The sequence below is a fragment of the Paenibacillus sp. LX16 genome (assembly GCF_036252815.1).
Classification (GTDB): domain Bacteria; phylum Bacillota; class Bacilli; order Paenibacillales; family Paenibacillaceae; genus Paenibacillus; species Paenibacillus polymyxa_B.
Window position 1 is genome coordinate 3,525,473 of sequence record NZ_CP141152.1, and the last position, 25,653, is coordinate 3,551,125.

The following is a 25,653-nucleotide window of genomic DNA, read 5'->3' on the forward strand; positions in this document are numbered from 1 at the left end:
CCTTCCCAAACCAACAGGCCCTCTATATAGAGAGCCTGCATCGGTATTGAACGAGAAAATGCTTTTTCACAAGCCTCTTCGTACCTATTATATTATTGGTCAAAACGTCCGTAGAAGGCATTGCGATATACGTCAGCCAACTCAGTAACCAGTGGCAACTTCGGATTTGCAGTTGTACATTGATCTTCAAATGCGCGGTCAGCCAGATAGTCTACACGTGATTCGAAATCCTTCGCATCGAAACCGATTTGTTGGAACGATTCCTCGATACCAAGTGTTTTGTTCATCTTACGGATCGCTTCGATCAAGCTGTTAACCCCTTCTTCGGTGGTGCGTGCAGGCAGTCCCAGTATGCGCGCGATTTCTGCATAACGCTCATCCGCAACAAAGTGCGAATATTTAGGGAACGAAGCAAATTTTGTCGGTTTTTTCGCATTATAGCGAATGACGTGCGGCATCAAAATGGCATTCGTGCGGCCATGCGCTGTATGGTATTGTCCACCCCATTTATGTGCAAGACTGTGGTTAATGCCCAAGAATGCATTAGCAAACGCCATACCAGCAAGTGTGGAAGCATTATGCATTTTTTCACGAGCCAGCTTATCACCGGTCAGAGCCGATTGTTCCAGGTATTGGAATACCAATTGAATGGCTTTAATCGCCAGACCGTCTGTGTAGTCATTAGCCATTACGGACACGTAAGCCTCGATAGCATGTGTCAGAACGTCCATACCTGTGTCCGCTACAGCTGTTTTAGGCAGCGAATATACAAACACTGGGTCAATAATTGCCACATCAGGAGTCAACTCATAGTCAGCCAGCGGGTACTTCGTGTTGCCCAGGTTTTTGTCCGTAATTACTGCGAACGATGTAACTTCGGAACCTGTACCCGAGGTTGTAGGGATAGCTACAAATTGTGCTTTTTGGCCCAAACGTGGGTACTTGTAAATCCGTTTACGGATATCCATGAATTTTTGTTTTAAGTTATTGAAATCAGTATCTGGATATTCATAGAACATCCACATGCCTTTAGCCGCATCCATTGGCGAACCGCCGCCCAATGCGATGATGCAATCCGGTTGGAAACGTCTCATCATTTCAGTACCACGTTCTACCGTAACTGTCGATGGATCTGGCTCTACTTCAGAGAACACTTCGATAGCTACTGGTGTTTGGCGTTGATGCAGATAATGAATAACACGATCTACATATCCAAGTTGTACCATCATAGGGTCTGTGATAATGGCTACACGTGTGATATCAGGCATTTTAGCAAGATACTGTGTCGAGTTTTTCTCAAAATAGATTTTGGAAGGTACTTTGAACCATTGCATATTCACCGTCCGTTTCGCCACCCTTTTCACATTAATCAAATTGACTGCCGATACGTTCGACGAAGTCGAGTTACGACCGTACGAACCGCAACCGAGTGTCAACGAAGGAAGGTTGGTGTTGTAAATGTCGCCAATCGCACCATGTGTGGAAGGTGCATTTACAATGATACGTCCTGTTTGCAGACGGTTTGCGAAGCGAGCGATAACGTCCTCATCGTTCGAATGAATAGCGGACGAGTGGCCCATGCCCCCGAATTCCACGACTTCAGCAGCGCGTTGAATACCTTGTTCCGCATTTTTTACTTTATAGCAAGCCAATACAGGACTCAATTTTTCCGCAGACAATGGGAATTTTGTTCCTACCCCTTCAATCTCAGCGACCAAAATTTTAGTTCCTGCTGGTACTGTGATACCACTCATTTCAGCAATTTTCACAGCAGACTGCCCGACGATAGCTGGGTTCACTGCACATTTCTCGACATTCATAGCTCCTTGAGTGAGCTTAGCTGCTTCTTCTTTATTTACAAAATAACAGCCGTTAGCGATCATCAATTTTTTCACTTGTTCGAAGATTGGTTCTTCGATAATAACCGCTTGCTCGGAAGCACAAATCATACCGTTGTCGAAAGATTTAGAGAGGATGAGATCGTTCACAGCCTGTTTGATGTCTGCTGTTTTTTCAATAAAGCAAGGCACGTTACCTGGGCCTACACCCAGAGCAGGTTTACCGCAGCTATATGCCGCCTTAACCATGCCTGATCCACCAGTTGCCAGAATCAGCGCCACATCAGGGTGGTTCATCAGTACATTGGTCTTATCCATCGAAGGTGCTTCAATCCATTGAATACAATCAGCTGGAGCGCCATGTTTAACAGCTGCTTCGAGCAAGATGCGGGCTGCTTCCGCACTACACGATTGAGCAGATGGATGGAAACCGAAAATGATTGGGTTACGTGTTTTAATGGCAATCAACGCTTTGAACATCGTAGTCGAAGTCGGGTTTGTCACTGGAGTGATCCCCATGATAATGCCGACTGGCTCTGCTATCTTTTGAAAACTGTCAAAATCATTGTCCTCAATGACACCGACGGTTTTTTCATTTTTGATACTATGATAGATATATTCTGTTGCAAACATGTTTTTGGTGATTTTGTCCTCGTACACACCGCGTCCTGTTTCTTCAACAGCCAACTTCGCCAGGTACATGTGTTTATCCATCCCTGCGAGTGCCATAGCTTGTACGATTTCGTCAATCTGTTCCTGATTCATACTCATGAAAGCTTGCTGTGCCCGGTTCCCCCGGTCAATCAGCGTTTGAATATACTGCTCTGCGCTTTGCTCTTTTTGGATAACCTCGTTTTTAACAGCCATTTCCCTCATCCTCCTGTTATCTCGTGTACTATCTCTTGTTCACGCACTGATCGTAACACAGCTTTTCAAGATATATTGTGATTTTTTTCACAATCTATTTAAAATTTTATTTTATGAAGTGAATTAAATCACAAAGTTTGGAATTCTGCCACTTTTACCCCCTCTTCTTGCCCCAAAAACTCATTGCACAGGTATATAATGAATTTGAATTGATCAAGTTGCAGATAAAAAACATAGGATACAAAGGGGAAATGGACGATGAGAAACCCTACAAATGTAATGGAAGCCCGCGGCAACACCTGTTGCTTCTCGGAGGCCAGCTTCAACCGATTGCAAGTGATGATGAAAGATCGAGTTATGCCAGAAAGCTCGCATCTGTTCTGGGAAGGAGATACAGCGGATAAGCTGTTTTATATTAAGCGCGGACGCGTGAAAGTAACCAAAACAACGGATGAGGGCAAGGAACTTATTCTATATATGTATCAAAGCGGCGATCTTGTTGGTCAAGCCGATCCATTTTTCGGTACTAAGCATTCCTTTTCTGCTGAGGTTCTGGAAGACAGTGATATTGGCGTAATCGATCATACAGATCTGGAGTTGCTTATTTGCCAGCATTGTGATTTTGCGATTGACTTTATGAAATGGATGGGTTCGCATCACCGCATTACACAAACTAAGTTCCGCGATTTGATGATGTATGGCAAACCAGGCGCTTTATGTTCAACACTCATCCGTCTATGCAATACCTATGGTGAGCCTCACGGCGAACATATCCTGATTCATAAAAAAATTACTCATACTGACTTATCAAATATGATCGGTGCGACCCGGGAAAGCGTAAACCGGATGCTTAGTGATCTACGTAAGAAAAATGCAGTAGAATACGATAATGGCATGATTGTTGTCAAGGATTTGGAAATGCTGCAAGGCGTATGTCATTGTGAATTGTGCCCTCGTGAGATTTGCCGGATATAATAAATCGTTTTTTATGTAAAAAGGAGTGTTATAAGCCATTATAGCTTATAACACTCCCTAATTTATTTCCACTCCCCTACTTATATAGGAGCAGTAGCGAAGCATTTTAACAATAGTTCTTCTTCTGTCAACACACTTTTTAAAACTGTAAGCATAGATAACTTAAATTCCCCATCTCATAGCTTCTATGGATGACCTTGGCTTTGTTTGCAGGATTGCCACTCCCCATTGCAATAAACAACGGTACAAAGTGCTCTGCTCTTGGTACGGCTTGACGAGCATACGGTGCTTTGCTTTCATAGTGATCCAAAGCCTCTATATCTCTACTTTGTACTTTTTCAATAATCCAATCATCAAAATCTATAGCCCAAGGTTCTGTTTTCGTTTCCCCCCATTTGACGATACGCAGATTATGAACAGTCACGCCACTGCCAATGACCAGAATATCCTGTTCTCCCAGTCCACGTAGCACTTCACCAATGACATATTGTGCTTTGGGCAAGAGATATGGATTTACAGAGATCTGAACTACCGGAATGTCTGCTTCAGGATACATACGATGCAACAATGTCCAAGATCCATGATCCAGTCCCCTCACCCGATCAGTTTGTACGTCAATGCCCTTTTGTTCATATAATTTTTTTAGCTTATTGGCCAGTTCAACAGAACCATGTGCTGGATATTTCACCGCGTACAGTTCCGGTGGGAAACCACCAAAATCATAAATGGTATCGTACACGTCATCCATCGAACTGATCGTCAACGTTTGCGCTTCCCAATGAGCAGTAAAGATAACAACCGCTTTAGGACGAATGCTTTTCCCCAGTTGCTCTAAAAATGAAGTATAGTCCGTCTGTTCAATAGCAAGCATCGGTGAGCCGTGGGCCAAAAATAAAGATGGAATCATATAATATCCCCTTGTCATCAATAATTTATTTTATTAATTAAGTAACTTTATGTAAGTAATAGTACATAAGTAACAGAGTAATGTCAACACAGATTTCAACATACACTTAAAGATCAAAGACTCCATAAATAAAGATTGATATAGGTATAAAGTCATAGTAATATGTAACTAATAAATTTTAAATTTCACTATATATCAATACAAAGGACTGGTTTCTATGGAGATATATACTTCTAATTGCCCAAAATGCGGTTCTGTTTTTCGTCAAAACCTTAGAAACCTATGTAGTACTTGTATTCAGGAAGAAAATATATTCTTGGACCGCTGTTCTAACTATCTATGGAAGCATCCTTCTACTCATACCCGCCAGCTCAGTGATGTAACCGGCACACCTATGGAATTGCTCACAGACTGGGTAAGGGCAGGCAAGTTTCCCTCCACATACAGTCAGCTTGATTATCCTTGTGAATCCTGCCGTTCCCCTATTTATGCAGGAAGACTTTGCCATTCCTGTTTGGGTACATTCCGTTCGGCCGCGCTGGATATTCAAACCCGTGTCCCCCGTCGTACAACAGCAGCATTATTCTCAGTTGCGGGGCGCGTCAAAGGCTATTAAGCCGTGTAGCCTATACACAAAATAAAAAAACAGCCTTTTTCCTAGGAAAAGGCTGTTTTGCTATGAGAAACGCTTATTTAGTTTGTTGCTCATCTGATCCATTCCTCAGCCCAATATTGAATCTGTTCCATAACCGGCTGAAGTGCACGGCCTTTGGTTGTTAGCTCGTATTCAATGCGGACAGGAGTTTCCGGATATACATGACGTGTAAGAATTCCTTCATTTTCCAAATCTTTCATTCGCTCTGATAACATTTTGTCACTCATTGTGGGAATCAGATTGGAAATATCCTTAAACCGCTTAGGACCGCTCATCATGGATTGAATAATTAATCCATTCCAACGCTTACCCAAACATGAAAAGGCGGTTTCAAAACGCGGACACATTTTTGTACATTGCGGTTGACTCTCCAAATTTTTCACCTTCTTTTACATTTCGGTTTGATAAAGCTTTCCTTTTGTTAGTATATATCATTTTAGCATACTTTATCCCGAAAGAAAACACTTTCTTCTTAAATTAAATACCTGCGCCGATAAAGTTGCCATGACCAAAACTGATTATACAACAAACCAATACAGCAGGTATATGTCTAAATCGTTAAATACAAAAAGGCGGAATCCCAAGAGGTTCCGCCTATCAATCTGTTCATTATACAGCTCATCAAAATGTGATGATTGTCATTATACCAACACTCCACCGAGAGGTCTCATAGGTTCAGTTCTACCATATATTGGTTTGTTAATATTTGTCGGAGAAGTCCAACGAATGCTGTTGGCGATAACTTTCAAAATATCAGGCTGGTAATAAGTCGGATAGGTCTCATGACCTGGGCGGAAATAGAATATCTTACCGCTACCTCGGCGGAAAGTACATCCGGTTCTAAATACTTCGCCGCCTTCAAAGTTACTAACAAATACCAATTCATCCGGCGCTGGAATATCAAAGAACTCGCCATACATCTCTTCCTGCTTCAACAAAATTTTGGCATCTATGCCTTCTGCAATGGGATGTGACGGATTCACCGACCAAATAATCTCCTGTTCACCTGCCACCCTCCATTTCAGATCGCAGCTAGTGCCCATTAGGGATTTGAATGGCTTAGAAAAATGGCCTGAGTGCAGCACGATCAAGCCCATTCCTTCCTGCACTCGCTTGACAACACGCGCCGTAACTTCATCGCTCACCTGATCGTGGGCTTTATGCCCCCACCACAGCAGCACATCTGTGGAATTCAGGATATCTTCTCCCAAACCATGCTCGGCATCATCACGCAGAGTAGCTGTTCGAATGGCAAATCCCTCTCCTGCCAGGCCGTCAGCCAACGCTTTGTGTATCCCGTCAGGATATATCTGTTTAGCTTCATCATTCAACTTTTCGTTCAAAAATTCATTCCAAATGGTGACGTTAATCATCAACATTTCCCCCTATTAGGTTAGACCCACCACATCTCGCTCAGCGGTTCTTCAATCAGTACCTGGCGAAGATTGTGGACGGCCTTAGTAAAGCCTTCCTCCACGGACATCAGACCATCTTCATGCTCAATACTCACTACATAATCGTATCCCACCAGACGCAGAGCACTGATAATATCTGCCCAGGTTTTTACATCATGTCCATAACCCACAGTTCGGAACTGCCAAGCGCGATCTAGCATTTTCGTATATTCCTGCATATCGGTAAGTCCATATTTATTTACATTGATCGGATCAATCGTCGTATCCTTGGCATGAAAATGGTGAATGGCTCCCTCTCGGCCCAAAATTTGAACCGCCTGCACTGGGTCAATTCCCTGCCACCACATATGGCTCGGATCCAGATTAGCACCAATGACCTCTCCCGCAGCTTCACGCAAACGAAGCAAGGTCGCTGGTGTATGAACGGAGAAGCCCCCGTGTAGCTCCAGCCCAATTTTAACATGATGATCTGCTGCAAATTTCCCCGTCTCAGTCCAGTAAGGAATAATTTTATTCTCCCATTGCCACTTCAATACTTCCTGAAAATCATTAGGCCACGGAGCCACAGGCCAGTTTGGATATTTCGCATCCTCATGATCACCCGGACAGCCAGAGAAAGTGTTCACAACTGGAACTTCCAGCTTTTCTGCCAATCGAACGGTTTTAAGAAACGTATCATGATCAGCCTGGGCCAAATGCTTTTGCGGATGGAGAGGATTGCCGTGACAGCTAAGCGCACTAATCGTTAGTCCGCGGGACTCTACTGCCTTTTTGAAATTTTTGAGCGCTGTATCATTCTCCAGCAACTCATCCGGCTTACAATGCTTATCCCCAGGGTTGCCGCCTGTACCGATTTCTACAGCATCCAATCCTTGAGAAGCCACATAATCCAGCGCCTCCTCCAGCGAACGTCCGCCAAACAACACCATAAATACTCCAAGTTTCAAAAGAAATCCCTCCCTGTATCATATGTGAAAAAAGCTGCTTTCATTATAATGATGGTCTATTCGGGATAATTACGGGCTTAGTCAAAATAGACAGCTTTCCCCGTACGAGCCGATTCATAGATAGCTTCCAAAATTTCAGTAACAACCAGTGCCTGTTCCGGCTTCACAAGAGGTTCTTTGTCGTCCAGAATAGATTCGATCCATAGACGCGCTTCACGGTCTGCCTCATTTTCCGTTTCTCCAGAGTAAAAGGCAACACCACCTGCATCCAGATCTATTTTCGTATCAAACAAGCGGCTGTTCTTTTCCCCGTTAATGCGCAATCCATCCTGCATATCGGCTCCGCCTTCGGTACCGCATAACAGCGTCTTCGCTTCGCCAAACTCTACAACGTTCAATGCCCAGCTGGACTCTAGTACAATCGTAGCTCCATTTTGCATCGTAATAAAACCAAAAGCTGAGTCCTCTACCTTAAATTCCTCAGGATTCCAAGGTCCAAAGGCATTTGCTGCATCTTTACGATCCCCTAGCTTATGGAAGGTTGAACCTAGTACGCTTTTAGGCTTGTAATTATCCATCAGCCAGAGTGTCAGGTCGAGTGCATGCGTGCCAATATCAATAAGGGGACCACCGCCCTGCTTCTCTTCATCCAAGAATACTCCCCAGGTCGGAACGGCGCGACGGCGTAGAGCAATGGCTTTGCCCAGATAAATGTCTCCAAGCTCTCCTTGTTCGACCAATTGCTTCAGATACAAACTGTCATCACGATAACGGTTTTGATACGCAATAGACAGCTTCTTACCTGTACGGTTGGCCGCATCGAGCATTTCCCGTGCCTGCTCTGCAGTTTTAGCCATCGGTTTTTCACACAGCACATGCTTACCTGCCTCAAGCGCCGCTACTGTAATTTCCGAGTGCGAGTCGTTGGGTGTACATACATGTACGACTTCAATGTCTTTATTTTCTAACAGCTTACGGTAATCGCTATAAACTTGCGAGCCTTCAACTCCAAACTTTTCTGCTGCCTCTTCAGCGCGCTCCTGAATGATGTCACAGAATGCAACGATTTCTGCACGCTTCTGCTTGGCAAGACTCGGCAAGTGTTTGCCGTTGGCAATGCCTCCACAACCAATAATTCCGATTTTGAGTGTTTTAGACATGAATATTTCCTCCCTGAGCTGCGTATTGTTGGAGCCATTTAATGCTGGTTTCAATGCTTTCGATTGGAGGGTTTGAGCAGAAATCCTGTTCGACGACGATCCAATCCACACCTGCCTGAATAGCGGCGTCTGTAATGGCCTGAAGCTGCACTTCGCCTTTGCCAAGCTCTACAGTCACTGCTTTTTGTTGCTCGTCACGTGCCATATCCTTTAAGTGAATGATAGGCAGGCGTCCATTATAACGTCCGATGTATTCCACTGGATCATAGCCCCCATAGTATACCCAACAAGTATCCATTTCGACCTGTAACAAATCATCGGAAACCGCATCATATAAAGCATCGAATACCGGGCGATCATTGATTTTTTCTGTCAATTCAAAATCATGATTATGATAAGCCAGTATCAAGCCCTGTTCTTTCACTTTTTCACCAATACGATTCAAATTAGCAAAAAGTTCATCCCACTGTCGCTGTTCTTCGGTTAAATAAGGAACGATTAGGTATTTATTTCCCAATTCTTTGTGGTATGCAATCTCCTCATCCAAATGATCCAGCAAACGAGAATATTGTATATGAGTTCCGACAACTTCCAGATTCAGCTCATCCAAAAGCGCTCTGACATCCTTGGCATTGCGTCCGAAAAAGGTATGAAATTCTACCCCTTTATAGCCAAGCTCAGCTACCTTGCGCAATGTACCTTCAAAATCCTGTTCAAGCTCTTCCCTTACTGTGTACAATTGCAATCCTACTTTAGCCATTCCCCTTCACCTCTTTAGTTAGGATTAATTTTCCATTATATCTGTTCCATAATACAAATCCTCGTCCGGTTTGAAGGTGCTTTCCATCGTAATGTGATTGTCTTCCAATGATGAACGCTGAAAAGCATGCATAGCTTCTAACACATGTTAGGCCAGCTCAGCATTAGCACGATGGTCCGTAAATTTCAATGCGCCAAAATGCAATTCATTGTAGACATGCTTGCCTGCCTCTAATATCGCCACATCTGACCGTGCATGGCTGCCAGGCACGGTCAGATTAAGCCCAATCTCAGGCTGACGAAGCAATTCATCCACTTTGTATACGTTTTCAATGTTGAATTCATCGGCCCTCTCCTTGGCCCTCTTATCCAGTAAATCAGCGACGGCCACCACCTCAATAAGTGGGCTCTTTTGGAGATTTTCAAGATATACCGAGCTAATAGTACCGCATCCGATAATCCCGGCCTTCCTTCGTTCCACGTCGTCACACTCCTTGGCCTCCAACATGTACTTTCTCATCTAACATGTAAGCTTTACAGTTCACATAGTATTCTATTTCTGTTTCGTTTAAAATGAATAATATGATTAAAACATGAACAATCTGGTCAATATTTGAAACAGCCATATGCCCAAAGGAGTCATCATCATGTCTATCGTCGAGCCTTGTCAGGTTCTTACCGCAGGCTATTCCTTCCATCGAAAGCCCTTTTATTCGAACCAGCCTGATGGGATCAAAAATTATTTATTCCGTTTGCAAACAGATGGACGCTGCCAGGCCCGCATCAACGGGGAAATGACACGGATTGAGGCGGGTGACCTACTGCTATTCAATCCTACCGAGCCTTATGAACTGGATATTCATAGTGAGTTGAATCCCATGGGAGAACAGGTCGTGGAAAGTGGAGATTATCACATTTTTTTCGGTGGTTCCTGGGTAGATGAGTGGTGGAACCATCATAAACGGCCCAACAGAATTAAGGTTCAGCTCACAGAAGCCCTGCTTGGCCTATTTCGTCAGCTTGTGATGGAGCAACGACGTATTTCTAATCCTTACCCGGAAATATCAAGTTATTACATACGCATTTTATGTTTGGAGTTTGACCGTATGCTATCCGATCATCCTATCGCTACTCATCATAACTATCTTGCGTATCAGATTAAAAATTATATTGAAGAAAATGCATCCTCTAACTTCAAGCTGGATGACGTGTCTTCACACGTCGGTATCAGCGTATCCCGAGCAGTACATCTGTTTAAGGAAACATTTGATACGAGCATTATGCAGTACACGCTGGACATCAGGCTTAACATGGCGAGAGAACGAATCATTTTCAGTCCCATGTCACTGGAACAAGCCGCCGAATCGTCAGGATTTGCAAATTACACGTATTTTCACCGTGTGTTTCGTTCCCGCTTCGGTATGTCACCCAAGGAATTCAGGGTGATTCACCGCGAGCAATTGTAGGACAAAGAGAGCGTTCACCTGAACGCTCTCTTTGTTCATAACCAATAATAGTGAGTACTGCTTACATACCACGACCCAGTTTTTTACGGAGCAATTGTCAGCATCACTACCGACATTGGTGGCAGTGTAACATCCAAATGCTGACCTTGCAGCTGATAGGATGTGAAAGCTTCCTTTTTCACGCGCTCTGGCTGATCAAACGTATTATGTGCCTGCATATCGTCACTGGCAAGGACAACACCGCTGATCTTTTTAATCTCTTCCAATCCTCTTAGCTCCAAATTCAAGTTTGCCGACTCGCCCGGATGGACGTTGCAAAAGCTAATATGAATATTGTCATCCTGCGCCTTGGAGGCAGACACGCTTACTTGTGGGATGGAATCCCCGTCATATTCATAATCGCCTACCTTTACATGAACAGCCAGTGCTTGCGCATCCTGATGCACCTTAAACATTTCAAATATATGGTATGTCGGCGTCAACAGCATAGCAGGGCCTTCGGTCAGAATCATTGCTTGTAAAACATTGACCATTTGAGCAATATTCGTCATCTGTACTCGGTCATAGTGATTATGGAAAATGTGTAGGTGCAGCCCAGCTACCAGCGCATCACGCATCGTATTTTGCTGATACAGGAAGCCCGGATTGGTTCCCGGCTCAGTCAGGAACCAGGTTCCCCATTCATCGACGATCAGTCCGACCCTTTTGTCAGGATCATATTGGTCCATAATGGCTGAATGACGAGTAATCAATTCATCCATATGCAATGATTTTTTCATCGTCTCGAACCATTCCGCTTCATCAAAACCGACTGCTTGCCGTTTCCCTTCCCAGTTTCCCGGGATCGTATAGTTATGCAGGCTCAAACCGTCCATAAGATGCCCAGCTTCACGCATCAACACTTCGGTCCAACGATAATCATCCACATTCGCCCCACCTGCAATCCGATAAATGCGGTTTTCGCCATAGTTACGGACATATGTCTGATAGCGGCGATACAGGTCGGCATAATATTCTGGGCGCATGTTACCGCCACAACCCCAATTTTCGTTACCCACTCCAAAATATTTGAGCTTCCATGGTTTCTCACGACCGTTTTCCTGACGCCATGCAGCCATCGGGGATTCTCCATCAAAGGTCATATACTCTACCCATTCCGACATTTCCTGAACTGTACCACTGCCGACATTTCCACAAATATAAGGCTCTGCATCTAAAAGTTCGCACAATTGAAAAAACTCATGTGTGCCAAAATGATTATTTTCAACCACACCGCCCCAATGCGTATTTACCATTCTCTTACGGTTTTCTTTTGGCCCTATACCATCTTTCCAATGATATTCATCGGCAAAACAGCCTCCCGGCCAGCGCAGCACAGGAATGTTCAGCTTTTTCAGGGCTTCCACCACATCATTACGAATTCCGTTTGTATTCGGAATCGGTGAGTCCTCTCCAACCCATATGCCTTCATAAATGCAACGTCCAAGATGCTCAGCAAATTGTCCATAAATGTTTTTATTAATAATGCCTTGTTTCCAATCGGTATTAACAACAATAGAACCCTTCACAACAAACCCTCCCCAAAAATATTAAGATTGTTGGAACACCCGCACAAATGTTTGCGCTTTCATTTTTGGCCTAAATATCACTCATACCACCGATTTTCTTTCGATCTTAATTTTTACGCATCATTACTTTTAGTAAACATTAATATAAATATTAATAATTAAACAAAAACATTTCACCTGTTTAATATATTTTATTGTCTACTTTTTGTCAATCGTTAAGAAATGGTCCAATCAAACCAAAAAGCCTGCCATTAAGGCAGACCAAGGTATGACTACTTTAACCCGTAATCCAGGTTCAGCCGAGCCTGAGCATTGTGGCTGTTCCTATCCACCGTGAACCATGGTAACTGGGACAATTTTGAGCTGCCGCCAAAGCACGTACACGAACAATACTTCCGCTGATACCACACGTATGCCCAGACATTAACTCTTCACATTGTGAGCAGGCCAACAGTCTGGCTTCGTACACTTCATCATTTACACATTCCATTTTGGGTCTCATGTTGGTTAGAATTCTGGTAATTTGCTCTTCCGATATCGAGATATCTCTTTCACAGCCTTTACAGGTACTTGGCACAGGTATATCTTCCATCGTAAGCTTACCCTCCCCATCAACAATGTCTTAAGTAAATACAGTGAGTCCATGATGCCATAAATGATAGCAGTATATTCTTTATTCTGGCCAGCCCTATTTCCGTACCGATGGAAGGCTCGCAGCTGCCTCAGATACGACCATCGCCAAGTCCTCATTTCCGAACATGGACAGTACCCCTAATACCGTATCCAGCGGAATATCACCCGCTTCTTCACGCGATACAGTCAACTTGCGTACTCGTAGCAGACGCTCGTTGCTATCCTGATGCGGATACGCTACACGATATAATTCCTCTGGCTCCAACCCGTGATTGATACACCATTGCGCAAATACAAGGATCATCATATCTTCTTCTTGCTTATAATTTTCAATGATGGCTTCTTCTAGCTGTTTACCACGGTTATCTTCTTCCATTCATTCATTTCTCCTTCAACCTAATTCTTGATGTCTGTCTGGACTGTTAAGATCACGTTCGGACGTCCCATATTAATCACTCAAACGGCTGATCAGTTCGTCAGCCAGCATATGGCTTTCCAATACTTTTCCAGCCCGTACAGCACACTCCTCCGGACGATGAATATGCTCCAGAAAATGATTTACAACTCCGGTGAATCCCCGTCTTTCCAAAATCGTATCCCAGCTTCCAAAAGCTTGCGTTAGTGGTGAATGATTTTTTTGCATAAAAACAGCCTGTTCCATATTTGTTACTTCAACAGACCGTCCTGCCCCGTGAAGCTCCAGCTTCTCTATGTCAGCTCCTGCCTGTCTACTCATACTGTAGCTTCCGGTAGCATTCCCCAAACGTACGGTCCCGAACGCAGCATCCATATATCCTTCACTCGTCGTATTCAGACTACTATGCAGCAGCTCATAATCATCGCCACCCAGCCACAAAAGCAAATCAAGCATGTGAATTAAATCATCATAAACCGTCTGTGCCGCCGGTCTTCGATCATATCCAGTACGGTGTTTAATGGCCGCACATTGACTGAATCCACCTGCTTCCTCTAACCATGCTTTAGCAGCTACATAATGCGGGGCAAAACGTCGATTAAAGCCCACTGCCAGCAGCACGGCCTGCGCTTCCGCAAAAGCGGTCATCTCCAGATTCTGACGAACATCATAGGACAACGGTTTATCCACATAGACGGCAATCCCTTTTTCAATACACGCCATAACCAGATCAAAATGAGCTTCGGTCGCGGCATGTATAAATACAGCTTCCGGTTCCCATGCTAGCAGCTCCTTCACATCTGTCGTTCCTCTTGGCAACCTATATTGCTCCATAATGGAACTCACCGGCTCCTGTGAACGGTTCATGACACCTACAATATCTACACCTTGGTGTGCTGCCAGTAACGGCAAGTACACTTTACGAGCAATACCACCCAGTCCTGCAATGGCTACTCTTGTCTTCGTTTGCTTGTCCATTTCGTTCCCACCTTTAATCACTCACTCATCTGTTGTCTAGTTTACATGGAAGTCTGCTGACAAGCAAAGAAAAGAGACTGCTCCGGGTCCAGTTGGACCTAACGGAACAGCCTCTATGGCATGAACGTTCAGCTTCAGCTAATGTAAGTTAGCTTAGGCGTGCTGCGCTTGCTTTCTTGTTTTTTCACTTTTAATTCTTTTAACACGCATCCCAATGGCTACAACCAGAACCACAACCAGAACCTCAAAGCCGTATTTAACGACCCCGTTCATAAACCAGTGTGCAATCAGCGGTTCCGCCACCACCATTTTGGCAGCAGTATAAGCCAGTACAGCAGCACCAATCGTAATAACTACTGGGTAACGTTCAGTCAGCTTCAAGATAATCGTACTTCCCCACACCATGATTGGAACGGAGATTGCCAGACCCAGTATAACAAGCAGCATGTTTCCATGAGCTGCTCCCGCAACAGCAAGTACATTGTCGAGGCCCATCATCGTATCCGCGATAATAATCGTGCGGATCGCTGCCCACATTTGATTCGTAGCTGAAATTTCATGTTTTTTCTCTTCGACCAGCAACTTATAGGCAATATAGATAAGTGCGAGTCCCCCAATCAAACGCAATCCATAAATTTGCAATAAATACGTGACCAGCACTGTAGCAATCACACGAATGATGACCGCTCCGACCGTCCCCCAAATAATAACCTTCTTTTGATTGGCCTTATCAACATTGCGAGCCGCCAAACCGATTACGATCGCATTGTCACCAGCTAGCACCAGATCAATGATAATGATGGATACTAATGCGGTTAAAAACTCAATTGACAAAAAATCCATACGTTTCTCCCACCTTTTTTATTTATTTGTTATACTGTACATAGTTCAGCGCTTTATACTAAAAAAGCGCCATTTCACGGAATCCGGAAACGGCGCTTGACCCAAATTTGGCATCAAAAAAAGACCATTTACCCGGATTCCTAAAATCCTGGCAAAGGTCTCGCTTACAACATTACGTTGCCAATAAAGCCGGGGATTAAAAATCCCGTAATGACGACTTTACTCGTTGAGCTACTCCCCTTTGGGAACTATTCTGTTAGTGGCAGTATAGCACACATTATTAGGAATGTGAACCCTATTTTTTTCTGTATAAGCGATAAGCCGAACAGGGATATTGAAAGAGGTATGTAAATGAAAAAATGGCTACTCGCCGCGGCTTATGTTTCGCTGCTTTGCATCGCGTTTATCTACAGATATGATTGGCTCACCTGGGCGGACAAGCAAACCTCCTTTCCAGTTCTGCTACTGCTCGCATTTTTATTCGCGTTAATACCGTTTGTGCCTTACAAGCTGATTATCGCCTCCATTGCTTATGCCGCAGGCCCCTGGCAAGGTGCTCTGATCTGCTGGCTGGGCACTACATTGGCTGCGTTGGTCGTTTTCACTGCAGTACGTACCCTGTTCCGTGACAAAGGACGTGCCTATTTGAAGCGGGTTCCCGCATTGGAGCGCTTCAATCGAGTCATGGAGAGGGAGCCTTTTGCTGCTATTCTGCTGGCTCGTCTGATTCCAGTCATCCCCCAAGCAGCGGTAAATGTATACGCTGGAGTAGCAGGGTTTCCGTTTTGGAGCTTTATCCTAGGTACAGCTATTGGCAAGCTTCCCGCAATTGCGGTGTATGCTTATGCTGGTGGCACCTTTGCAGAACACCCAATCACCGGTTTGCTCATTTTGGTGCTATATACTGCACTTGTGGGCGGCGGCTTTATACTCTACCGAAAAAGGCTTCAACGCACCAATAGAATATAATGCGATAGTTTGCCACCGTCTCTGTAGGATGTTTCATTGCGATTTTTGAGGGCAGAGCCAGTTACACTGCCGTTTGGTTTCTGACGTTTCGTTGGATTTTGCAAAAATATCGTATATAATTTAATTGTAAGCTATTTAAATAACAACTAATTAAACATTCTCAGATTGGAGTGATAAATATGAGCACCAACAATCCACACACGGTAGAAAAAGCAACTTTTGCAGGTGGCTGCTTCTGGTGTATGGTTTCCCCTTTTGAGGAATTACCCGGTATTTTGAAGGTTAGATCTGGATACACAGGGGGACATACCGAAAATCCTACCTATGAAGAGGTGTGTTCTGAAACAACGGGGCATGTGGAAGCCGTACAGATTACATTTGATCCACAAGTTTTCCCGTATGAAAAACTGTTGGAGCTATTCTGGCAGCAGATTGATCCAACGGATGAAGGTGGACAGTTTCACGATAGAGGTTCATCCTACCAAACGGCTATTTTCTATCATAATGAAGAGCAGCGAATCAAGGCAGAAGCTTCTAAAGAAGCTTTGGCTCAAAGTGGCCGCTTCGACAAGCCGATTGCTACACCGATTCTGCCTGCGGCCACTTTTTATGAAGCAGAAGAATATCATCAGGACTATCATAAGAAGAACCCCGCTCATTACAAACGCTACCGCAAAGGTTCGGGACGTGAAGATTTTATCGAGCAAAATTGGTCCGGCAAGATTGATAAATCCGATCTTAAAGATCGGCTGACGCCTATTCAATACGAAGTAACGCAAAAAAACGCGACCGAGCGCCCTTTTCAAAATGAGTTTTGGGATCATGAGGGTGAAGGCATTTACGTGGATATCGTATCAGGAGAGCCCTTGTTCAGTTCATTGGACAAATATGATGCAGGTTGCGGTTGGCCCAGCTTTACCCGTCCGCTGCGCAGCTACAATGTCAAAGAAAAAACTGACCTCAGCCATTTTATGATCCGTACCGAGGTGCGAAGTCGTGAAGCTGACTCCCATTTAGGGCATGTATTCGATGATGGTCCAGGTCCAGATGGTTTGCGTTATTGCATCAATTCTGCCGCGCTCCGTTTTGTGCCTCAAGAAGATTTGGAGCGTGAAGGATACGGAGCATATAAGTCATTATTTGAAAAGTAAGTAGCCATAGAATCATTGGGGCTGACCCGCGATCTATCTTTAATAGATGATCACGGGCCAGCCTTTTTTGGGATATGGCCACACATCATTACGTAAGCTAGCAATTTAACTCATTACCCATCCAAGCCAAATGGCTAGCGGTACTAGCAATAGCTGAGCTAATAAAGTACCTGCCAAACGCGAGATGATCATCCAACCGTACATGCTGTTCATCCCAGTTAAGGGTAGCTCCCCTCGTAGCGTTTTCTCCGACAGAACCGCCAATCTTGGATCAATTAACAAGGTCAGTAATACCGTTGCGACGCCATTGATTAGACCTGACGACATTGACATTGCTGTACCTTGAGCAGGCCACAGGAATGATGCATATAAAGCAGATACTACTCCGGTTGTATAAATCGCAGTAACAGCTATATTCAGAATAATTAGACGCTTGGGTATCGCTCCGCTAATCAGTGAAGTAAGCATGGACCAGGTGGGGCGCTTTATGTAGTAGCCTGCATGTTTCCAGCAACTTCGCAGCATTAAATGACGCACCAAAGCCGGAATAGATCCGGTATGCTCCAAATGCACAATCCATCTGGCTGACATGCGTACCACTGTTGGATACAGTAATATAGCAAGCATGGTTCCAACGGTTGCTGCCAGCAATACCCCATGCATATATAGTTCCAGTCTAATATCCGTTCCGCCCACTTGTACTGCAGCTTTAGCCTGATCGACCATCCCTCCGAGTAAAGGCCCCTGCGCCATGTTAGAGGTGCGTGAAACCAACAGCAGCATTCCCGCAACGGTTAACGCCAATCCAATCCGACGCGCTCGCAAACCACCAAGCCGGAGAGCATAGGACAAGCTATCTGTAGTATGAATGATGATAGTCAGCAAAAAAACAAAACCCCAGGCAAGCAAATGCTTCACTCCTTTTCCTCGTATTCTGCACACCATTATACGCTTTTTCTCAAGATACATTTTACAATATATTCATTTCTTTGATTTCCGTTTGTTTAAGCCGACAACGGGTAATACATAATACATCATCTGCTATAAGGAGTGTGCAACTATGCCTTGGAACAAACATGATTACCCTCCATCCATGAAAAACCTGGAACCTCGTGTGAGAGAAAAAGCCGTTGATATTGCTAACGCCCTACTCCGTGACGGCTATGAAGAAGGGCGCTCGATTGCGATTGCCACTTCCCAAGCCGAGGAATGGAACGATAATCATCCAGCCGAACAAGATGAGAAACCGACAAAACGTGAAAAACAGCATTCAAGCGAAAATGTACACAAGCACCATTCCGCTTCATTCGATGAGAAGGAACCCATTCATGTGGTGCCGTACGAGGATCACTGGGCAATCAAAGAAGAGGCACACAACCAGCCCATTTCAACCTTTAAACACAAAAGTGAGGCGATTGATGAAGCTCAAAGTTTTGTAGAACGACAACAGATTTCTGCAATTATTCATGACCGGAATGGACGCATCCATTCTACTTTAAAGCCTTCCTGATAGAAGCTGAATACAGCGAAAGGGTGTTACGAAAGAAGACTTCTCTCCTGACGTAACACCCTTTCCTTATTGACGAAGGCTGTGGACGACCGGCACTGTTTTGGCAACTACCTTTTTAGCGGGAATAGCCGCTGGCAGTACCTTTTTCACAGGTCGGTGCAGTTGGAACGTGGTCGTCCATGTAATTATTTTTCCGGCAAGCCACACAGCCAGTATTGTAAACATAGTTTCCTTCATAGGCAGATACAACAATGATAATCCGAGTACGATGATGTCACTGACAATAAACACGTTGCCGATTTTCCACCCACGCCACTCACTGATCAGCAGAGATAAGATATCATCGCCCCCGGTTGCTCCACCGAATCGCAGTACGATTCCGGCTCCCAAACCTGTAAGCACCCCACAAAGTAGAGCAGCTATCAGCAGATTTCCATGTAGATCTATAACCAGAGTCGAATACTTCTCAAATCCTGCATAAAACAGTGAAAACGCGACGGCTCCGATTAACGCAAGCAGCATAAATCTTCTGCCCTTCAGTACCCATGCCAGCAATATGACGGGAATATCAAGCAGCAACATACTCCATGCTGGAGATATGCCAAACGCGTAATGTCCCAGCAGGGCCAAGCCTGCAAATCCGCCTTCTGACAAATGATTTTGAGCATTAATGTGATAGTACGTAAAAGCTAAAATGCATGTTCCGAGCAACATGACAGCAATCTGTCTCAATGCTCCATTGTTCACGATAGATTCGTAAGTTTTCCTCATACAGGCTCCCTCGGTTTCTCGTAAGTTTGATGTGGATGAACCCACTCTTACGGAAGCTACCTGATAAGATGTGCCTGGAGGACTTGGTCCTTCGCATGTACAATCCCCTCTTCCGCAGAGTTGGCTTTCGCAACTTGACGTTACTCCGCGGAAAAGCTAAGTATAAGACAGATCAAATCGTTTCCAAATCGTCCTTTGGGGAAGTATCCTTCGGGGACACATGGTATCCTGATCCTTTCTTTTGTGGAATAAAACTCCGACATTTCTGTGGTGCATATAATTCTATAATTTATTATACCACACCTTGTCACCTGCTAAACAGCTTGCTTTTTTGCTGCACCATATTTTATTTTATGTGTGAGCATGCTTTATTGTATGTGCGAATTAACGTATTATACCGAAGGTTTGGCGAATGTACATTTAATATAGCCCAAAGCGTATTTTATTTCTGTTTAGATTATTATCCACTTAATTTGGCGGTTCTACGCTGGTTGGCCATAAACACCCCTCCAAGTATAAGGAGCAGCCCGGTAAGAACGTTCCAGCCGATATGTTCATTCAGGAGCAAAAAGCCCCATACGATGGCACTTACTGGTACAAAATACGTCACCGAAGAAGCAAATTCCGCACTCCCCTGCAAAATCATGTAGTTGAACAAAATATATGCTACTCCTGATCCTAAAACTCCCAGTCCTATAAGGGAACCCAATACACCTGGATCAGAAACAATCGATAAATCAGGTCTCTCCACAATTGCCATCATAATGCCACCCCCTACCACCGCACCAAACAGTGTCGCAAAGGTAGCCTGATACATAGAAAGATTGGAGAGAAAACGTTTGGAGAGCTGTGTTCCAAATCCGTAGCAGAGAGTCGCAAGCAGCATACACCCAAAACCCACAGGATCAACAGAGATAATAGATGCAGGATTAATACCCAATAAAATAATAATTCCTACAAAAGCGAGCCCCATTCCTAACCACTGCATTCGATGAAAAATAGCCCCGAAAAAAACAAGCCCCACCAACATGGTCCATATTGGCGTGGTGGCATTCAATACAGAAGCCATGCTGCTAGCTATTTTGGTCTCGCTAAAACCGATCAATGTCCATGGCAAAACCATGTTGACCAAAGCTACTAGAGTAACCGATTTCCACGGAATGCTTTTAATTTCAAACGGCCTGCGCATAAGTAGCATTAGTAAGACGATAAAAATAAGTCCAAAGCTGGATCTAAGAAATACTATAGTCCACGGTCCTACTTGATGTAGCAACAACACCTTGATAAACATAAACGAACCGCCCCAAATGAGGCTCAACAGTAATAAAGCTGCATATAACGAACGTGACAATATGTATACCTTCTTTCTCCACTTTCTTAAGTTATTTTGTAGAGGCTAACCGCGGTCAGAACGATCTCCCCTTTTATGTAAGTTTTTATCCATTAGCTTAACACAAACTCTGTTTGACTGTCATTGGCGATAAACGCAAGAATTCTTTACACAATGGCACATGGGTATCGCTCTCTACCACTTTTCCAATAATTGAGGATTGCTTTAGCCATGGAAAAATCCCTATGATGAGGTATAAACAGAACACACGTTCTATATACTGATTATATATTGTATTCTTACTCGGAGTAAAGGAGATTTTTATGCCAAGCCAAAAGACACTGAACCACAAGAATAAAGCTCCTTTGCCTTCTGAAGAAGACGCAGGGCTAGTCAAGATCTGTGTACTTCTAACTCTTGTGCTGGATGTGCTGGAACGAGACATTCGTATTATACATACCTCTCCTCTAAAAATGCCCGATTTGTATGTTCGTAGCCTGACTGGAGTACAACAGCGTGTAGCTGTTCAATTAGCAGAAACAAAGGCGCGAATGAAAACACTAGGGGTTAAAATATACAGCGAAATCCGAAATCATGAAGGCGTAGAGGTTTTGTATATATGCCGCGGCTATCAAAGGCGATTTTTCATGCTTTCATCCTTTGCCCGCAGCGAGGTCCGGCGGAAACTGGGACACTATCTAGGAATTGATCCGACGCAAGATTAACCCCCTTCTAATCTGGTGATTCAAGAATGGATAAGTCGCCAGATCATGGATAAACTCAGTCCATTTGGCACACATTATGCCTATCTCGTCCAAAAGGAGGTGCTCTCTTGGCTGGACATGACGCAGCTTCCGTTGATTTAAGCAGAAATGTTTCCTTTATTGAGCAAGCACTTTTTTATACGGATGATTTAAAAAAACAGGCAATTTCCGTTGACGGCAAAAACGGTATGCTGCTCTATATTGATTCGCTCGTAGATCAGGAGATGATTCAAACTCATATCCTGAGTGCCTTATATGAGAAAACCGACGCAGTCTCTCATCAAATGTTCACCACCTTAAGCAGTCAAAAAGACACCGACCTTCAAAATGCTGCTGATTCGCTTATTCAGGGATATTGCATTTTTATGATGAATGGAGCGGAAGAATTTTTTATCCTTTCTTCCGAAAAGACGTATACTCGCAGTACGGACGAACCAGAAAACGAAGGGATTATTCGCGGACCGCACAATGGATTCATTGAGCAGTTATCCATCAATCTGAATCTCATTCGCAAACAAATTGTCACCCCGTCACTGGTTGTACGCTACTTTTATGTGGGATCTAAAACTCGAACTAAAATCGCTATTGTCTATGTTCAAGACTTGGCTAATCCTGAGCTGGTGGAAGTAGTGAAAACGAGAATTAAAGCGATTTCCTCCGATATGGTGCTCCCTCCCGGTTTTATTCAAGAGTTTACGGAGGACAACCCTTTTTCCCTTTTCCCTCAACAGCTCAGCACGGAACGACCGGATCGTGTGACCGCCAATCTAATGGAGGGTCGGATTGCGATTTTGGCTGAAGGTAGCCCTACTGCTCTAATAGCTCCCGTCTCTTTTTTTGCATTTTACCAAAGCCCAGATGATTATCACGGCCGTTGGATTATTAGTTCATTTCTAAGAATGATTCGAATGATGAGCTTTTTGATCGCTTTTACGCTACCTGCTATTTTCATTGCGACGATTACTTTTCATCCAGCTATTTTGCCATTAGAGCTGGCGCATACCATTAAAAAATCACTGGAAAATGTTCCATTTCCAGCGATTGTGGAGGCTATGCTGCTTGAATTGATCTTTGAGGTGCTGCGAGAAGCCGGGGTTCGTCTACCCAGTCGGGTTGGCCAAGCTATTGGAATCGTTGGCGGTCTAGTCATCGGAGATGCTATCGTTCGGGCTGGTCTTGTGTCATATACGATGATCATCGTTGTCTCGTTAACAGCCATTTCTTCTTTTTTAGTGCCTTCTCATGAAATGAGCTCAGCGGTTCGTATCCTTCGTTTTCCGATGATGATTGCTGCAGCCTTGTTTGGATACATCGGCATTGCTTTTGGTTTACTTTTTCTTACCATCCACCTTTGCAAGCTGGAGACTTTTGGTACGCCCTACTTTGCTCCTCTTGCACCATTCCGGCTTGGTGATATGAAAGATGTTTTTTTCCGCTTCCCGATTTGGACATTTCATCAGCGACCATATGATTCCCAAGCCCAAAAATTAAAGCAGGAGAACGACTCTAGGAGCTGGAAACGACATGAATAAAGAAAGCACCATTGCACCGGGTCAACTATTTTTTCTCATTATCAAGTTTGAGATTGGCGTAGATATTTTGTCACTTCCTTACCAGATGCACCTTTCAGCTAAAGGAGGAGGTTGGATATCTGTCATTATTGGCGGCCTGCTGATTCAACTCATTATTTTAATGTGCTGGCTCCTGCTAAGACGTTTTCCCTCCTCATCCATTTATCAAATATTAACTCAGATTACTGGTTCCTGGATCGGGAAAGGATTAACTATAGCTTATGCTCATGGGTACTTCGGTTCTTGTGAATGCTTATGACGTCATTAACCGCTGGATGCTGCAATATACTCCCCGCTGGGCTATACTCGCCTTGTTTTTGTTTAGCAGCATATACCTGGTTCGTGAAAATTTAAGAACGATTACCCGGGTACTTGTTTTAATCTCATTTCTGATTTTGCCCATGATGCTGTTAATTAGCTATGGTATAAAGCAGTCCAATCCGCTTTATCTGCTACCTCTAACTGAGGCGGGATGGCCCAATATTATTGTTGGTTCAAAAGAAACGCTTCTGGCGATGTTTGGTTTTGAATTCATTCTTGTCGTCTTTCCCATGGTTGAGGGCAAAAGTATAGGCAAGCTTAAGTCAATTCTGGCAGCTAACGCGATCGTGGTCCTATTGTATTGTTTTACCGTATTTACCTGTACAACCGTATTCAGCCCCCAACAGCTTGAATTAATGCCGGAGCCAGTCATTTATTTACTCAGATCCATTCCACTGGGGACGATGGATCGGGTCGATTTTATTTTTCTACCGATTTGGCTCATTTCGATCTTTGGTGCTATAAGTGGTTATTATTATGCTGCCTCTTACGGAATAAGCTATCTATTCAAGCAAAAAAGTCACAAAAAGGCGGTTCCCTTTGTTGTGCTCACCTCATGTTGTATTGCCTACTTGCCTCAACGAAGAGAAGATTTCGAGCTCATTGGTTCCATAGCCAATAATTCTGCTTATATTTTTCTAATTGTGTTCCCTTTTCTGCTGCTGATCCTGTCCTATCTCTTCAAAAAAAAGGAGGGACCTGAAATATGAAAAAAAAGAGCAGAGCGCTTGGAATGCTAACTCTACTCATTTTTATAACAGGCTGCTGGGATCAGGACAATTTGAAGGATGCCCGATTGGCAAATGCATCGGCCTATGATCTCACTCCTGAAGGCATGTTGTTGCAAACGCTAGAGGTTGTAGACGATTCTCAAAGCAATCAAGGTAAAAGCACCAATGAAATTCATTCAGGTACCGGTCATTCCGTTCGGCAAAGTACAGACAAAATACGAGCCAAAGTAACCGGGGATATCCGCTTTTTCAAATACGGAGTTATGTTGTGTGGTTCAAGCTTGGCCCGAAAAGATCTATATCCCTATCTGGATGTGCTGTATCGTGAGCCTGACAATCCAACTTCCCATGTCAAGGTAGCTATTGTAGATGGGTTAGCTGGGGAAATAATAGATCAACAAAGCATAGGCAGTCTCTTGATTGGCGAATTTATAACCAAAAAAATCAGAAGCCTTGAGGAAATGTGCATGTTTCCGGAAATGACACTGGAGACACTGCTCTCCCCAATGCTTGATCCAGGTCAAGATTTTGTACTTCCCTATCTTTCCAAAGAAGGAAAAGATGTTACAGCACGTGGAATTGCCTTATTTCACGGACAAAAGTTCACAGGAAGTCTAAGTAGCGAGCAAGGTGTTTTATATGTCCTGATGACTGGAAAGTGGAAAAATACAGCTCGTTTTGTAAAAAGGATACATTCCGGACCTGTTGGTGATGTGCAAAACTTTATTACGTATCAGGCTAAAATCCAAAATGTCAAACGTAGCCTTAAAGTGAAAGTTCAGCGCGATGGACAAATTGATGTGGAGCTTAACCTGAAATTGCCTGTGGATATTGTTGAATATGCACGAAATCATCTTCAAGATAAAGCTAACGTCCGGCGTCTGAACCGTCAACTTTCCGAAATTATGACCCAAGATGCAGAACAAATTATCCGTACACTTCAGGAAAATGAATGTGATGCCTTTGGCGTAGGCAGACAGTTGATCGCTCATCATCCAGCAGTATGGAAAAGTGTAGATTGGAATGAAGAATACCCCAATGTCCGTTTTCATCCGCAGGTCACTGTAGACATTGTCGGGAACGGCATTTTAAACTAAACCGTCCCCGTC

At 43.9% G+C, this 25,653-nt stretch carries 25 protein-coding genes and 1 pseudogene; 10 read left to right on the top strand and 16 right to left on the bottom strand.

The window, feature by feature from the left end; genetic code table 11:
• Window positions 1-92 precede the first annotated feature (92 nt).
• The gene (gene adhE / locus T3H97_RS15565; RefSeq protein WP_328800201.1) at window positions 93-2,705 is read right to left on the bottom strand and encodes a bifunctional acetaldehyde-CoA/alcohol dehydrogenase; all 2,613 of its coding nucleotides are present in this window, start codon (window positions 2,703-2,705) and stop codon (window positions 93-95) included.
• A 258-nt stretch (window positions 2,706-2,963) separates the two neighbouring features.
• On the opposite strand from adhE, the gene T3H97_RS15570 reads away from it, so the two are divergent.
• Window positions 2,964-3,680: a Crp/Fnr family transcriptional regulator gene (locus T3H97_RS15570; RefSeq protein ID WP_013310849.1), complete on the top strand. Its 717-nt coding sequence runs from the start codon at window positions 2,964-2,966 to the stop codon at window positions 3,678-3,680.
• A 139-nt stretch (window positions 3,681-3,819) separates the two neighbouring features.
• On the opposite strand, the gene T3H97_RS15575 is transcribed toward T3H97_RS15570, so the two are convergent.
• Complete coding sequence (locus tag T3H97_RS15575; RefSeq protein ID WP_328800202.1) at window positions 3,820-4,587, bottom strand: DODA-type extradiol aromatic ring-opening family dioxygenase; 768 nt, start codon at window positions 4,585-4,587, stop codon at window positions 3,820-3,822.
• A 316-nt stretch (window positions 4,588-4,903) separates the two neighbouring features.
• Here T3H97_RS15575 and T3H97_RS15580 point away from each other — a divergent pair, with 316 nt between their 5' ends.
• Window positions 4,904-5,203, top strand: coding sequence for a hypothetical protein (locus T3H97_RS15580; RefSeq protein WP_246773006.1), 300 nt, complete (start codon window positions 4,904-4,906; stop codon window positions 5,201-5,203).
• Window positions 5,204-5,292: 89 nt separating this feature from the next.
• On the opposite strand, the gene T3H97_RS15585 is transcribed toward T3H97_RS15580, so the two are convergent.
• From T3H97_RS15585 to T3H97_RS15610, 6 genes are all read right to left on the bottom strand, one after another.
• Entirely contained in the window at window positions 5,293-5,616 is a 324-nt protein-coding gene (locus T3H97_RS15585) for a winged helix-turn-helix transcriptional regulator (protein WP_103048668.1), read from the bottom strand.
• Window positions 5,617-5,883: 267 nt separating this feature from the next.
• Window positions 5,884-6,615 (bottom strand): ThuA domain-containing protein, encoded by a 732-nt coding sequence (locus T3H97_RS15590; protein ID WP_328800203.1) that lies wholly within the window; start codon window positions 6,613-6,615, stop codon window positions 5,884-5,886.
• 20 nt (window positions 6,616-6,635) lie between these two features.
• Window positions 6,636-7,604, bottom strand: coding sequence for a sugar phosphate isomerase/epimerase family protein (locus T3H97_RS15595; RefSeq protein ID WP_061829051.1), 969 nt, complete (start codon window positions 7,602-7,604; stop codon window positions 6,636-6,638).
• A gap of 77 nt (window positions 7,605-7,681) precedes the next feature.
• Window positions 7,682-8,764, bottom strand: a complete 1,083-nt coding sequence (locus T3H97_RS15600) for a Gfo/Idh/MocA family protein (RefSeq protein ID WP_061829050.1) — start codon at window positions 8,762-8,764, stop codon at window positions 7,682-7,684.
• The gene (locus tag T3H97_RS15605; RefSeq protein ID WP_328800204.1) at window positions 8,757-9,524 is read right to left on the bottom strand and encodes a sugar phosphate isomerase/epimerase family protein; all 768 of its coding nucleotides are present in this window, start codon (window positions 9,522-9,524) and stop codon (window positions 8,757-8,759) included. Before T3H97_RS15605 ends, T3H97_RS15600 begins: the two co-directional genes overlap by 8 nt.
• A 147-nt stretch (window positions 9,525-9,671) precedes the next feature.
• A complete protein-coding gene (locus tag T3H97_RS15610) occupies window positions 9,672-10,004 on the bottom strand; it encodes a Gfo/Idh/MocA family protein (protein ID WP_328800205.1) in 333 nt (110 codons plus the stop codon).
• A gap of 166 nt (window positions 10,005-10,170) precedes the next feature.
• Here T3H97_RS15610 and T3H97_RS15615 point away from each other — a divergent pair, with 166 nt between their 5' ends.
• Complete coding sequence (locus T3H97_RS15615; RefSeq protein ID WP_061829048.1) at window positions 10,171-10,989, top strand: AraC family transcriptional regulator; 819 nt, start codon at window positions 10,171-10,173, stop codon at window positions 10,987-10,989.
• 83 nt (window positions 10,990-11,072) lie between these two features.
• On the opposite strand, the gene T3H97_RS15620 is transcribed toward T3H97_RS15615, so the two are convergent.
• The 5 genes from T3H97_RS15620 to T3H97_RS15640 form a co-directional block, all read right to left on the bottom strand.
• Complete coding sequence (locus T3H97_RS15620; protein ID WP_328800206.1) at window positions 11,073-12,557, bottom strand: alpha-N-arabinofuranosidase; 1,485 nt, start codon at window positions 12,555-12,557, stop codon at window positions 11,073-11,075.
• A gap of 295 nt (window positions 12,558-12,852) precedes the next feature.
• Window positions 12,853-13,149 (bottom strand): DUF6171 family protein, encoded by a 297-nt coding sequence (locus tag T3H97_RS15625; RefSeq protein WP_328800207.1) that lies wholly within the window; start codon window positions 13,147-13,149, stop codon window positions 12,853-12,855.
• Between the two features lie 96 nt (window positions 13,150-13,245).
• Window positions 13,246-13,566, bottom strand: a complete 321-nt coding sequence (locus tag T3H97_RS15630) for a protein YxiS (RefSeq protein WP_250239334.1) — start codon at window positions 13,564-13,566, stop codon at window positions 13,246-13,248.
• Window positions 13,567-13,638: 72 nt separating this feature from the next.
• Window positions 13,639-14,583 carry a Gfo/Idh/MocA family protein gene (locus tag T3H97_RS15635; protein WP_272638366.1) on the bottom strand — a complete coding sequence of 315 codons (945 nt, stop codon included), beginning with the start codon at window positions 14,581-14,583 and terminating at the stop codon, window positions 13,639-13,641.
• Window positions 14,584-14,736: 153 nt separating this feature from the next.
• The gene (locus T3H97_RS15640) at window positions 14,737-15,426 is read right to left on the bottom strand and encodes a TerC family protein (protein WP_272638367.1); all 690 of its coding nucleotides are present in this window, start codon (window positions 15,424-15,426) and stop codon (window positions 14,737-14,739) included.
• A gap of 351 nt (window positions 15,427-15,777) precedes the next feature.
• Between T3H97_RS15640 and T3H97_RS15645 the strand changes: the two genes are divergently transcribed.
• Together T3H97_RS15645 and msrA are read left to right on the top strand one after the other, a co-directional pair.
• Entirely contained in the window at window positions 15,778-16,395 is a 618-nt protein-coding gene (locus T3H97_RS15645) for a TVP38/TMEM64 family protein (protein WP_328800208.1), read from the top strand.
• Window positions 16,396-16,574: 179 nt separating this feature from the next.
• On the top strand, window positions 16,575-17,546 hold the full coding sequence (gene msrA / locus T3H97_RS15650; RefSeq protein ID WP_254325358.1) for a peptide-methionine (S)-S-oxide reductase MsrA: 972 nt from the start codon (window positions 16,575-16,577) through the stop codon (window positions 17,544-17,546).
• Between the two features lie 105 nt (window positions 17,547-17,651).
• Here msrA and T3H97_RS15655 read toward each other — a convergent pair whose 3' ends face one another.
• A complete protein-coding gene (locus T3H97_RS15655) occupies window positions 17,652-18,455 on the bottom strand; it encodes a lipid II flippase Amj family protein (protein WP_328802837.1) in 804 nt (267 codons plus the stop codon).
• 151 nt (window positions 18,456-18,606) lie between these two features.
• Here T3H97_RS15655 and T3H97_RS15660 point away from each other — a divergent pair, with 151 nt between their 5' ends.
• Window positions 18,607-19,056 (top strand): DUF2188 domain-containing protein, encoded by a 450-nt coding sequence (locus T3H97_RS15660; protein WP_328800209.1) that lies wholly within the window; start codon window positions 18,607-18,609, stop codon window positions 19,054-19,056.
• A 66-nt stretch (window positions 19,057-19,122) separates the two neighbouring features.
• Here the strand turns inward: T3H97_RS15660 and T3H97_RS15665 are convergent, their stop codons facing one another.
• Both T3H97_RS15665 and T3H97_RS15670 read right to left on the bottom strand, forming a co-directional pair.
• On the bottom strand, window positions 19,123-19,827 hold the full coding sequence (locus tag T3H97_RS15665) for a YitT family protein (protein ID WP_013310869.1): 705 nt from the start codon (window positions 19,825-19,827) through the stop codon (window positions 19,123-19,125).
• Between the two features lie 460 nt (window positions 19,828-20,287).
• Entirely contained in the window at window positions 20,288-21,178 is an 891-nt protein-coding gene (locus T3H97_RS15670; RefSeq protein WP_328800210.1) for a DMT family transporter, read from the bottom strand.
• 302 nt (window positions 21,179-21,480) lie between these two features.
• On the opposite strand from T3H97_RS15670, the gene T3H97_RS15675 reads away from it, so the two are divergent.
• From T3H97_RS15675 to T3H97_RS15690, 4 genes and pseudogenes are all read left to right on the top strand, one after another.
• Complete coding sequence (locus tag T3H97_RS15675; RefSeq protein ID WP_069289864.1) at window positions 21,481-21,882, top strand: YhjD family protein; 402 nt, start codon at window positions 21,481-21,483, stop codon at window positions 21,880-21,882.
• A gap of 107 nt (window positions 21,883-21,989) precedes the next feature.
• Complete coding sequence (locus T3H97_RS15680; protein WP_328800211.1) at window positions 21,990-23,453, top strand: spore germination protein; 1,464 nt, start codon at window positions 21,990-21,992, stop codon at window positions 23,451-23,453.
• Window positions 23,446-24,523: pseudogene (locus T3H97_RS15685) on the top strand (GerAB/ArcD/ProY family transporter). The gene T3H97_RS15680 and the pseudogene T3H97_RS15685 overlap by 8 nt, the downstream one beginning before the upstream one ends.
• The gene (locus T3H97_RS15690; RefSeq protein ID WP_328800212.1) at window positions 24,520-25,641 is read left to right on the top strand and encodes a Ger(x)C family spore germination protein; all 1,122 of its coding nucleotides are present in this window, start codon (window positions 24,520-24,522) and stop codon (window positions 25,639-25,641) included. Before T3H97_RS15685 ends, T3H97_RS15690 begins: the two are co-directional and overlap by 4 nt.
• The last annotated feature ends 12 nt before the right edge of the window (window positions 25,642-25,653 follow it).

What these genes read in the sequence shown, in the direction of transcription:
- T3H97_RS15590 (WP_328800203.1), bottom strand. Translation starts at nt 6,615, where the DNA reads ATGATTAACGTCACCATTTGGAATGAATTTTTGAACGAAAAGTTGAAT.
- T3H97_RS15640 (WP_272638367.1), bottom strand. Translation starts at nt 15,426, where the DNA reads ATGGATTTTTTGTCAATTGAGTTTTTAACCGCATTAGTATCCATCATT.
- T3H97_RS15625 (WP_328800207.1), bottom strand. Translation starts at nt 13,149, where the DNA reads ATGGAAGATATACCTGTGCCAAGTACCTGTAAAGGCTGTGAAAGAGAT.
- T3H97_RS15605 (WP_328800204.1), bottom strand. Translation starts at nt 9,524, where the DNA reads ATGGCTAAAGTAGGATTGCAATTGTACACAGTAAGGGAAGAGCTTGAA.
- T3H97_RS15645 (WP_328800208.1), top strand. Translation starts at nt 15,778, where the DNA reads ATGAAAAAATGGCTACTCGCCGCGGCTTATGTTTCGCTGCTTTGCATC.
- T3H97_RS15665 (WP_013310869.1), bottom strand. Translation starts at nt 19,827, where the DNA reads ATGAGGAAAACTTACGAATCTATCGTGAACAATGGAGCATTGAGACAG.
- msrA (WP_254325358.1), top strand. Translation starts at nt 16,575, where the DNA reads ATGAGCACCAACAATCCACACACGGTAGAAAAAGCAACTTTTGCAGGT.
- T3H97_RS15600 (WP_061829050.1), bottom strand. Translation starts at nt 8,764, where the DNA reads ATGTCTAAAACACTCAAAATCGGAATTATTGGTTGTGGAGGCATTGCC.
- T3H97_RS15690 (WP_328800212.1), top strand. Translation starts at nt 24,520, where the DNA reads ATGAAAAAAAAGAGCAGAGCGCTTGGAATGCTAACTCTACTCATTTTT.
- T3H97_RS15575 (WP_328800202.1), bottom strand. Translation starts at nt 4,587, where the DNA reads ATGATTCCATCTTTATTTTTGGCCCACGGCTCACCGATGCTTGCTATT.
- adhE (WP_328800201.1), bottom strand. Translation starts at nt 2,705, where the DNA reads ATGGCTGTTAAAAACGAGGTTATCCAAAAAGAGCAAAGCGCAGAGCAG.
- T3H97_RS15615 (WP_061829048.1), top strand. Translation starts at nt 10,171, where the DNA reads ATGTCTATCGTCGAGCCTTGTCAGGTTCTTACCGCAGGCTATTCCTTC.
- T3H97_RS15630 (WP_250239334.1), bottom strand. Translation starts at nt 13,566, where the DNA reads ATGGAAGAAGATAACCGTGGTAAACAGCTAGAAGAAGCCATCATTGAA.
- T3H97_RS15635 (WP_272638366.1), bottom strand. Translation starts at nt 14,583, where the DNA reads ATGGACAAGCAAACGAAGACAAGAGTAGCCATTGCAGGACTGGGTGGT.
- T3H97_RS15675 (WP_069289864.1), top strand. Translation starts at nt 21,481, where the DNA reads ATGCCAAGCCAAAAGACACTGAACCACAAGAATAAAGCTCCTTTGCCT.
- T3H97_RS15660 (WP_328800209.1), top strand. Translation starts at nt 18,607, where the DNA reads ATGCCTTGGAACAAACATGATTACCCTCCATCCATGAAAAACCTGGAA.
- T3H97_RS15570 (WP_013310849.1), top strand. Translation starts at nt 2,964, where the DNA reads ATGAGAAACCCTACAAATGTAATGGAAGCCCGCGGCAACACCTGTTGC.